We start from the raw sequence: 10,195 nt of genomic DNA on the forward strand, positions 1-10,195 counted from the left end.
CTGCGGTACGTCGGGCGAGATCGAGCATGCGTCGGCGTTGATCCATACGCTGCACTTCGGCAACCACTATCGGCGTGCCGTAAGCGCCAAGACCTACCTTGCCTTCACCAATCTGCGCGGCGGGCCCAACACCCCGATCATCATTCCGCTGATGGACAAAAATGACGAAGGGCGGCGCTCGCATTACCTCACCGTGCATTTCCAGATCGGCGATGCACCGGCGCCCGACGAGCTGGTTGTGGCGCTCGGCGCCTCGATCGGCGGCCGCCCGCATCATCGAATCGGCGACCGCTACCAGGACCTCAAAGAGCTTGGGGACGTGCATGGCTGACGCTTCCGCATCGGCATGGGCTCGACGGGGTGCGGCGCCCGACGGCACCGGCTTCATCCGTGTCGGCGCGGGCGCACCGGTGCTTTTTATTCATGGCGTTGGTATGAACGCCGCGATCTGGCAGCCGCAGATCGAGCGGATGTCCGATAGCTTCGACGTCATCGCCATCGACATGCTCGGCCACGGTCAGTCGCCGCTGCCGCCGCAGAACCCAGAACTCGCCGACTATGCTGATCAGGCCATTCGCCTGCTCGACCATCTCGGCCTCGACAAAGTATCCGTCATCGGCCACTCGATGGGCGCGCTCGTTGCCCAGGAACTCGCGCTACGCGCAGCCGAGCGCGTCCGCCGCATCGTCTCGCTGAATGCCGTGTTCCGGCGGCCACCTGAACTGGCCGAAGCTGTTCGCCAGCGCGCGGTGGCGCTTACCGGCAAGAGTGGGGTGACCGGCACGGCACAGACCATTGCCCGTTGGTTCGGAGATCCGGTGCCGGTCGAGCTCGAGGCGGCTGCACGGAAGACGGCCGCCGTACTGGGTGCCGTCGACCCGGAAGGTTATGCTCGCACCTATCGCCTGTTCGCTCGTGCCGACAGCGACCACGCTGACCGCCTGCCGAGGCTAGCCGTACCGGCCCTGTTCATGACCGGTTCCGAGGACAGGAATTCTTCGCCGGCAATGTCGGCCGCGATGGCGCGGCTGGCGCCGCATGGCCGCTGCACAGTGCTCTCAGGCGAGCGGCATATGATGGCGGTGGCGGATCCCGGCCTGACGACGCGCCATATCGTCGACTTCCTCAAAGAAGGCGAAGCGATCGAGCAAGACAGCGCTGCCGCGGCGAACACCGGGTTCGACGGCAGCGAGTTCCGCCGTGCGCTGGGTTCCTTCCTCACCGGCGTCACCATCGTCACCACCATCGGGCCCGAAGGCGAGCCGCGCGGCTTCACCGCCAACTCCTTCACCTCGGTGTCGCTCGATCCACCTTTGGTGCTGGTCTGCATCGCTCATAAGGCGGTTGGCCATCCTGTCTTTGCGACATCGAAAAGCTTCGCCATCAACGTCCTCAACGAGGATCAGAAGGCAGCGTCCGGCATATTCGCCTCGAAAGCGGCCGACAAGTTCGCCGCCGTTGCCTGGAGACCGGGACGAACGGGCAGCCCCGTGCTGGACGGCTCCGTCGCATCCTTCGACTGCGACATGGAGCGGCTGGTCAATGCCGGTGATCATTCAATCCTCATTGGCCGCGTCCGCGATTTCGAGCACAATTCCGCGCAGCCGCTCGGCTATTGCCGCGGCGCGTATGTCGCGCCCGGCCTCAGCCAGGACGCGCTGGCAGCCACCCAGCCCGGCACCGATGTCGGCGCCATCCTCGAGAATGGCGGCCGAATCCTGTTCCTGGAGACGGCGGATGGTTTTGAACTGCCGCGCGGTCGAGGTCTGGGTGCGGCTGGCGATGGGAAAAGCCTGCGAGGGGTGCTTGCCGCGAGGGCCATCGAGGCCAAGCTGGGCTTCCTTTTCGCCGTCTGGGACGATGCCAGAGATGTTTCGCGCACACATGTCTACTATCGCGGCACGTTCGACGTGCCCGCTTCCAGCGATCGCGGCATCAGGCTGGTCGAGATCCACGCGATCGAGGAGTTGAAGATCGCCGATCCGGCGATCCGCTCGATGCTCGCACGCTATGTCAAGGAATGCTCAGTGGATGCATTCGGCGTCTATGTCGGCAACGATGTCGAAGGCGAGGTCCGGCCGCTCGCCAGGACCGCCGGTTCCACAGCACCCACCACAGGTGACCAGCGATGAAATTCTCGCTCTTCGTGCACATGGAACGGTCGGACTTGGCCAAGCCGCATTCCGAGCTTGTGACCGAGCTCGAGGAGCTGGTCCTGATGGCCGAACAGGCAGGGTTCGAGACCGCCTGGATCGGCGAGCATCACGGCATGGAATTCACCATCTCGCCCAATCCCTTCATCAACATCGCCTATCTCGCGGCCAAAACCAGCCACATCCGCCTTGGCACTGGAACCGTGATCGCGCCCTTCTGGCATCCGATCAAGCTTGCCGGCGAAGCCGCGATGGCCGACGTCATCAGTGGCGGCCGGCTCGACATCGGCATTGCGCGCGGCGCCTACAGCTATGAATATCAGCGTATCTTCCCGGGGCTCGACGCCTGGGGCGCCGGCCAGCGCATGCGCGAGATCATACCGGCGATCCGCGGCCTCTGGGACGGCGACTTCGAACTCTCCGGCGAGTTCTGGCAATTCCCGCCGACCACCTCCTCGCCCAAGCCGCTGCAGAAACCCTACCCGCCGATCTGGGTGGCGGCCCGCGACCCGAATTCGCACGATTTCGCTGTCGCCAATGGCTGCAAGGTCCAGGTGACGCCGCTGGCTTCCGGCGACGAGGAGGTGACGAGCCTGATGCAGCGCTTCAACGCCGCATGCGCCGCGCATCCCGAGATCGAACGGCCGGAAATCATGCTTTTGATGCACACCTTCGTCGCCGAAGACGCGGCCGACGCCGATCGCCTCACGCAGGACCTGTCGACTTTCTATTGCCAGTTCGGCGCCTGGTTCCAGAACAAGAAGCCGGTGCATCAAGGCGTTTTAGAGCTGCTGACGCCGGACGAGATCGCGGCCATGCCACAATACGCGCCCGACAAGATCAGGCAGAACCTGGTGATTGGCGAGGCCGATGAGGTCATCGCCCGGCTGAAGGACTATGAGGCGCTCGGCTACGACCAGTATTCGATCTGGATCGACAGCGGCCTTTCGCACAAGCGCAAGATGAAATCGCTGCAACTGTTCATCGACCGGGTGATGCCGGCCTTCCTCTGATCGCGAGCCCATGACCGACGCCCTCTTCAGGAACTTCATCGACGGCCGCTTCGACGAACCGTCCGCCACTTTCGACAGCGTCGACCCGTCGACCGGGGCGGCCTGGGCGAAGATGCCGGCGGCGAGCGAAGCCGATGTCGACCGTGCCGTCGAGGCGGCGCACCGCGCACTGCGCTCAGACCTATGGCGAAGGATGACGGCGACGGCGCGTGGCAAGCTGCTGGTCAAGCTCGGCGACCTCGTCGCCGCCAATGCCGGGCGCCTTGCCGAGCTCGAGACACGAGACACCGGCAAGATCATCCGCGAGACCCGCGCCCAGATCGCCTATGTCGGCGACTACTACCGCTATTATGGCGGACTGGCCGACAAGCACGAAGGCGCGCATGTGCCGATCGACAAGCCCGATCTCGACGTCACCATCCGTCGCGAGCCGATTGGCGTCGTTGCCGCGGTGGTGCCGTGGAACTCACAGCTCTTCCTCTCGGCCGTCAAGCTCGGCCCGGCGCTCGCCGCCGGCTGCACCATCGTGCTTAAGGCTTCCGAGGACGGCCCGGCGCCGCTGCTCGCCTTTGCCGAACTGGTCCAGCAGGCCGGCTTCCCCTCAGGCGTCGTCAACATCCTCACCGGCTTTGGCCAGGAGTGCGGCCGGCGCCTGACCAGCCATCCGCTGGTTTCGCGCGTCGCCTTCACCGGCGGTCCATCGACGGCGCGCGCCATCGTAAGGAACACGGCGGAGAACCTTGCCTACACCACTCTGGAACTCGGCGGCAAAAGCCCGGTCGTCGTCTTCGCCGACGCCGACCTCGACAGCGCCGCCAACGCGGTGGTCGCCGGCATTTTCGCCGCGACCGGCCAGAGCTGCGTCGCCGGGTCACGGTTGCTGATCGAGCGCTCGGTAAAAGATGAATTCCTCGTACGGCTGAGGCGCAAGGCCGAAGCGATCCGAGTCGGCGACCCACAGGATCCGGCCACAGAAATGGGGCCGCTCGCCACGCTGCGCCAGCGCGACTGGATCGAGAAGGTGGTCGCGGAGAGCCTTGCCGCGGGCGGCAGACTGGTCACCGGTGGAACGCGGCCAACCGGGGACGGCTTCTACTACGCGCCGACTATCATCGACGCCGGCGGCAGCGACCTGCCTTGCGTGCGGGAGGAATTGTTCGGGCCGGTGCTCAGCGTGCTTGCCTTCGACAGCGAGGCGCAGGCACTGGCGCTCGCCAACGATACGCCGTTCGGCCTGGCTTCGGGCGTGTTCACCAGCAATCTCGGCAAGGCGCATCGCATGGCGCGTGACATCCATGCCGGTGTTGTCTGGGTCAACACCTATCGCGCCGTATCGCCGCTCGTTCCCTTTGGCGGTTACGGCCTGTCGGGTCTCGGCCGCGAAGGCGGGCTCGACGCCATCCGAGATTACACGCGCTCGAAATCCGTCTGGATCAAGACGTCGGACGAGCCGATCCCGGATCCCTTCGTCATGCGCTGAGAGCGTGGGGCGCAGGTGCACTGAGAAAAACAAGAACAGACCAACAGAGGAGAATATCATGAAACTGATCCTGACCGGCTTGCTGGCCGGACTGCTCGCCGCCACCGCTGCCAAGGCCGATGAAATGGCCTTCACAAGTTGGGGTGGCACCACGCAAGAGGCGCAGACGAAATCCTGGGCGGCCCTCTTCGAGGCCAGCTCCGGCATCAAGGTCCTGCAAGACGGACCAACCGACTACGGCAAGCTCAAGGCCATGGTCGATGCCGGCAACGTCACCTGGGATGTGGTCGACGTGGAGATGGACTTCGCCATCAAGGCCGCCAAGGACGGGCTGCTGGAGCCGATCGACTATGCGGTCGTACCCAAGGCCGATCTCGACCCGCGCTTCAGCAATGAGCATGCCGTCGGCAGCTTCTACTATTCCTTCGTGCTTGCTTGGAACAAGGGCGCCGTTCCGGGCGAACCGACCGGCTGGGCCGACATGTTCGACACCAAGAAATTTCCCGGCAAGCGGACCTTCTACAAATGGTCGGCCCCCGGCGTCATCGAGATCGCGCTGCTGGCCGACGGCGTGCCCGCGGACAAGCTCTATCCGCTCGACCTCGACCGGGCCTTCAAGAAACTCGACACCATCAAGTCCGATATCGTCTGGTGGAGCGGCGGTGCTGAATCGCAGCAGCTGATTGCCTCCGGCGAGGCCGCTTTCGGCCAGTTGTGGAACGGTCGCGTCTTCGCCCTGCAGCAGGATGGCACCGATGTCGGTGTTGCCTGGAACCAGAACCTCACCGCCGCCGACGTGCTCGTCGTGCCGAAGGGCGCCAAGAACAAGGGCAGCGCGATGAAGTTCCTCGCTGCCGCCACCAGCCCGACCGGCCAGGCGAAATTCGCCGAGGCGAGCGGCTATGCGCCGATCAATACCAAGGCCAAGGCTGAGATGCCCGCCGATGCCGTCAAAGCACTCCCCGATGCCCATGTTGAGGGACAGATCAACCTCGACATGAACTACTGGGCCGAGCATCGAGACGAGATCGCCACGCGCTGGTATGCCTGGCAGACCAAGTAACGCCGTTGCAGGTGACGGGCGCGCGGCTTGCGCGCCCCGTTTCGGGACAGGACCGCTCGATGCAAGGAATTTCTTTCAGACGCAGCTCAGTCGCCGGCCTGCCGGCCGGCAGCGGCAGCGCCTTGCCGGCTCTGCTGCTGGTTGGCCTGTTCTTCATCATGCCGGTGGTGGCCCTGCTGCTGCGCAGCGTAACCGATCCTGAACCGGGCCTGCAGAACTACGCGACCCTGTTCGGCAGCGGCACCTATGTGCGGGTGTTCCTCAACACTTTCCTGGTCGCATCGGTCGTAACCGCCGTCACCATCCTGATGGCCTTTCCCGTTGCCTGGATGCTGGCGATCATGCCGCCGGCCATGGGATCGATCGTCTTCGGCATCATCGTGCTGTCGATGTGGACCAACCTTCTCACCCGCACCTATGCATGGATGGTGCTGCTGCAGCGTACGGGGGTGATCAACCGGGCACTGATGGGGCTCGGCATCATCCACGAGCCGCTGCCGCTTATCAACAATCTGGCCGGGGTCACCATCGGCATGGTCTACATCATGCTGCCCTTCATGATCCTGCCGCTGGTGGGCACTTTGCGCGCCATCGACCCTATGACGCTGCGCGCCGCCGCCCTTTGCGGCGCAAGCCCGTTCGAGGCCTTCCGCCGCATCCTCTTGCCGCTGTCTCTTCCGGGCGTCGCCGCCGGCGGTCTGATGGTCTTCGTCATGTCGCTCGGCTACTTCGTCACGCCGGCCCTGCTCGGCGGCACATCGAACATGATGCTGGCAGAGATGATCGCCCAGACGGTGCAGTCGCTACTCAACTGGGGGCTCGGCAGTGCGGCCGCCTTCGTCCTGCTTGTCGTCACCATGGCGCTCTACGCGATCCAGCTTCGCCTGGTTGGTGCCAGGCGCGCCGGGGGAGGGATCTGACATGCTGCTCGACTATGAACGGCTCGGATGGCTGCGGGTGGCGCTTGTCGGCTTCACGGCGGCCGTCGCGGCATTCCTGCTGCTGCCGGTGGTCTTCATCGTGCTCCTGTCGTTCGGTTCGTCGCGCTGGCTGGCCTTTCCACCACCCGGCTGGACGCTGAGATGGTATCAGCAATTGCTGGGCGACCCGACCTGGATCGATGCCGCGCTGACCAGTGCCCGAATTGCCGCCATGGCCGCTATGCTGGCCGTCATAATCGGCCTGTTCGCCTCCTTCAGCCTGGTCAGGGGGGAGTTCCGCGGACGCCAGGTCCTGCGCGGATTGCTGTTGACGCCGATGGTGCTGCCGGTCGTCGTTTTCGCCATCGCCATCTATGCTTTCTTCCTGCGCATCGGCCTTGCCGGCACCACGGTCGGCTTCGTCATCGCCCACACCATCCTGGCGCTTCCTTTCGCCATCATCCCGATCACCGCGGCGCTCGAAGGTTTCGATAAATCCATCGAGGATGCAGCCATCGTCTGCGGCGCAAGTCCGTTTCAGGCGCGGCTGAGGATCACCTTGCCGTCGATCAGGATCGGCATCTTCTCGGCGGCGATCTTCTCGTTCCTGGCCTCGTGGGATGAGGTCGTGGTGGCGATCTTCATGGCAAGCCCGACCTTGCAGACCTTGCCGGTTAAGATCTGGGGCAGCCTGCGCGCAGACCTCAGCCCGGTCGTCGCCGCCGCCTCGAGCCTGCTGGTTGGCCTGACGTTTTGCCTGATGATTGTGACCGCACTCCTTCGCAGAAAATTATCCAGATGACCCGGTCCTTCCTGTCCATACGCGCGCTAAGAAAGACGTTCGGCGCCTTCGTCGCCGTCCACGACGTGACCATCGATGTGCCTAAAGGTGAATTCCTGACGTTCCTCGGCCCGTCCGGCTCCGGCAAGTCGACGACGCTCTACGCCATTGCCGGTTTCCAGGATCCGAGCTCAGGCGATGTGCTTTTGGAGGACATGTCGCTGCTTTCGGTGCCGTCGCACAAGCGCAACATCGGCATGGTGTTCCAGCGCTACACGCTGTTTCCGCATCTGAGCGTCGCCGAGAATGTCGCCTTTCCGCTGCGCGTGCGCCGCCGGCACGATGCTGAGATCAAGCGCAAGGTTGCCGACATGCTGGCGCTGGTGCGTCTCGAAAACTTCGCCGACCGCCATCCGGGCGCGCTATCTGGCGGCCAGCAGCAGCGCGTGGCGCTTGCCCGCGCGCTCGCCTACGACCCGCCGATCCTTTTGATGGACGAGCCGCTATCGGCGCTTGACAAAAAGCTGCGCCAGGAAATCCAGGCCGAGATCCGCCGCATCCACCGGGAGACAGGCGTCACCATCCTCTATGTCACGCACGATCAGGAGGAGGCGCTGCACCTATCCGATCGAATCGCGCTGTTCAGGGAAGGCCGCATCGAACAGATCGGCACCGGCGAGGATCTTTACCTCCGGCCGGCGAGCGAATTTGTTGCCGGCTTCATCGGCAACTCGAATTTTCTGCCGGCTGAGCATTTGCAAACCGCGCGTGGCGTATCCACGATCCGCCTGGCCGAGGGCTCAATCGTGACCGGTATCAAAACGACAACGTCCTTCGGCCAGGGTCAGAGGGTCCGGCTGATGGTGCGCCCGGAAGCCTTCCGCCTCGCGCCTGGCCCCACGAGCGCGGCGCTTGCCGTCGAGATCATCGATACGGCGTTCTTCGGCGACCGCCGGCGCGTCGTGGCGCGCACGGCCGCCGGCGAGGAAATCGATGTCAGGCCAACCTCTGACGCCGAGGGAGCAGACAGCCCCGCAACATCAGGCAAGCGCATCTTTTTTGATCCCGGCTCGGCCTTCTTGTTTCCGGCCTGAAGGGCCGGATTGGTCAGGTCAAGTCGACGTCTGTCAAGTTCCGAAGAACCGCTTCTTAAAATCCGTGTCTGAACGCTGCCGATCCGCTCCTGGCTCAATGCCGCAACCGTTCGGGCTGTTGTGGCTCTGCTTTGATCTTGACTAATTAACTGTCTTGCAAACACGGACGTTGCGCTTCCTCGCGCATAGAGTTAATAATCTCCTAATATAAGCGTATTCTAAATCTCGTGCTCGCGAGTTTGGATGACGCAATTGGGGTAGGGAGAACGGGCGCGGCTGCCAAAGCCGTCGCAGCCACAGTTATTGAGCCATCATCCGCCCGCGAACGGTCCGCTTAAGCCGGCTGTTCGTAGCGCGGTGGCTCGTCTGGATGGCTCTGCCAATTGATGCCTGCCCGAATTCGCATGCCGGTCCGCGCTATTCTTCATCTGGTGGCAGCGGAACGTGCCGGACCGTCAATAGAACAGATTTGGGGCGTCTGTTCTTAAACAAAGGGGGGTTGAAAATGGCTACTCAGGTCACCGGTGCCGGCGGCACCACGACGTCGTTCTCGAACACGCCGCAAGCGAAGGACGATCTTCTTGCCTTTTCGGAAGATGCCACTGGCGTCTTGATCCTGAATGTATTGGCGAACGATCTGGGAGGAGCGGCCACACAGCTGTATTCTATCGACAACGCAGACAGTCTTACGACAGCGACGAAGATATACGCACCGACAGATCTACTGGCGCGCGACATCACATACTCAAGTGATAGTGCAGCGCTCGCCGCGCTCCCAGCGACCGCCAATACGAGCTTTCTAGGCGCTCGCATCTGGATAAGCGCCGATGGTACGATCCACTACAACAAGGCAGATATCGACGCCCAGGTGCAGGCACTTGGGCAGGGGCAGATTCTCACCGACAGAGTGACCTACGCCATTCAACTCGGCAATGGCACGCTAAGCTGGGCCACGGCTACCATTCAGTTCACCGGCATCAACGACGCCGCGGTGATTACTGTCAATGGTGCCGAAGACACCTCGGTGACGGAAAAAAGCGGTGTCGCCAACGGCACGCCAGGCGACGCGACGGCCTCCGGCGACCTCGATGCGACCGATGTCGACAGCTCGGCGCTGTTTACCGTGCAGTCCGGCGTGGCCAAGACCTATGGCACCTTCTCGATCGATGCCAACGGCACCTGGAGCTATACGCTCGACGACAACAACGCGGTCGTCCAGGCGCTCAACAGCACCGGGGCGAACACAACGCTGCATGAACTGGTGACGGTTACGACCGCCGACGGCACCCAGAAGGTGATCGACATCACCATTCATGGCGCCAATGATGCCGCGGTGATCACTGTCAATGGTGCCGAAGACACCTCGGTGACGGAAAGGAGCGGTGTCGCCAACGGCACGCCAGGCGATGCCACGGCTGCGGGCGATCTCAATGCGACCGATGTCGATAACGCGGCTACCTTTAACGTGCAGTTCGCCGTCGCCAAGACTTATGGCACCTTCTCGATCGATGCCAACGGCACCTGGAGCTATACGCTCGACGACAACAACGCGGCCGTTCAGGCGCTCAACAGCACTGGGGCGAACACCACGCTGCATGAACTGGTGACGGTCACGACCGCCGACGGCACGACCAAGGACATCGTCATCTCGATCAACGGCGCCAACGACGCGGCGGTGATCACCGGCGATG

General features: G+C 63.4%; 9 protein-coding genes. All 9 read left to right on the forward strand.

Features of this window, described 5'->3' with window-relative positions:
* The coding region (locus tag EN964_RS13015; protein ID WP_164775806.1) for an amino acid synthesis family protein at positions 1-331 on the forward strand (331 nt) is incomplete at its 5' end.
* Positions 324-2,132: an alpha/beta fold hydrolase gene (locus tag EN964_RS39080; protein WP_127268590.1), complete on the forward strand. Its 1,809-nt coding sequence runs from the start codon at positions 324-326 to the stop codon at positions 2,130-2,132. The genes EN964_RS13015 and EN964_RS39080, both read left to right, overlap by 8 nt.
* Complete coding sequence (locus tag EN964_RS13025) at positions 2,129-3,166, forward strand: LLM class flavin-dependent oxidoreductase (protein WP_127268591.1); 1,038 nt, start codon at positions 2,129-2,131, stop codon at positions 3,164-3,166. Before EN964_RS39080 ends, EN964_RS13025 begins: the two co-directional genes overlap by 4 nt.
* A gap of 10 nt (positions 3,167-3,176) precedes the next feature.
* Positions 3,177-4,646 carry an aldehyde dehydrogenase gene (locus EN964_RS13030; protein ID WP_127272063.1) on the forward strand — a complete coding sequence of 490 codons (1,470 nt, stop codon included), beginning with the start codon at positions 3,177-3,179 and terminating at the stop codon, positions 4,644-4,646.
* 58 nt (positions 4,647-4,704) lie between these two features.
* Entirely contained in the window at positions 4,705-5,709 is a 1,005-nt protein-coding gene (locus EN964_RS13035) for an ABC transporter substrate-binding protein (protein ID WP_127270212.1), read from the forward strand.
* Between the two features lie 59 nt (positions 5,710-5,768).
* Positions 5,769-6,629 carry an ABC transporter permease gene (locus EN964_RS13040; RefSeq protein ID WP_127270214.1) on the forward strand — a complete coding sequence of 287 codons (861 nt, stop codon included), beginning with the start codon at positions 5,769-5,771 and terminating at the stop codon, positions 6,627-6,629.
* A gap of 1 nt (position 6,630) precedes the next feature.
* The gene (locus EN964_RS13045) at positions 6,631-7,431 is read left to right on the forward strand and encodes an ABC transporter permease (RefSeq protein WP_127270216.1); all 801 of its coding nucleotides are present in this window, start codon (positions 6,631-6,633) and stop codon (positions 7,429-7,431) included.
* Positions 7,428-8,504: an ABC transporter ATP-binding protein gene (locus EN964_RS13050; protein ID WP_127272069.1), complete on the forward strand. Its 1,077-nt coding sequence runs from the start codon at positions 7,428-7,430 to the stop codon at positions 8,502-8,504. Before EN964_RS13045 ends, EN964_RS13050 begins: the two co-directional genes overlap by 4 nt.
* Positions 8,505-9,009: 505 nt before the next feature.
* Positions 9,010-10,195: VCBS domain-containing protein (locus EN964_RS13055; RefSeq protein WP_206528715.1), on the forward strand; the 1,186-nt coding region annotated here is incomplete at its 3' end.

It is taken from the genome of Mesorhizobium sp. M7A.F.Ca.CA.001.10.2.1, from assembly GCF_003998575.1.
GTDB lineage: Bacteria > Pseudomonadota > Alphaproteobacteria > Rhizobiales > Rhizobiaceae > Mesorhizobium.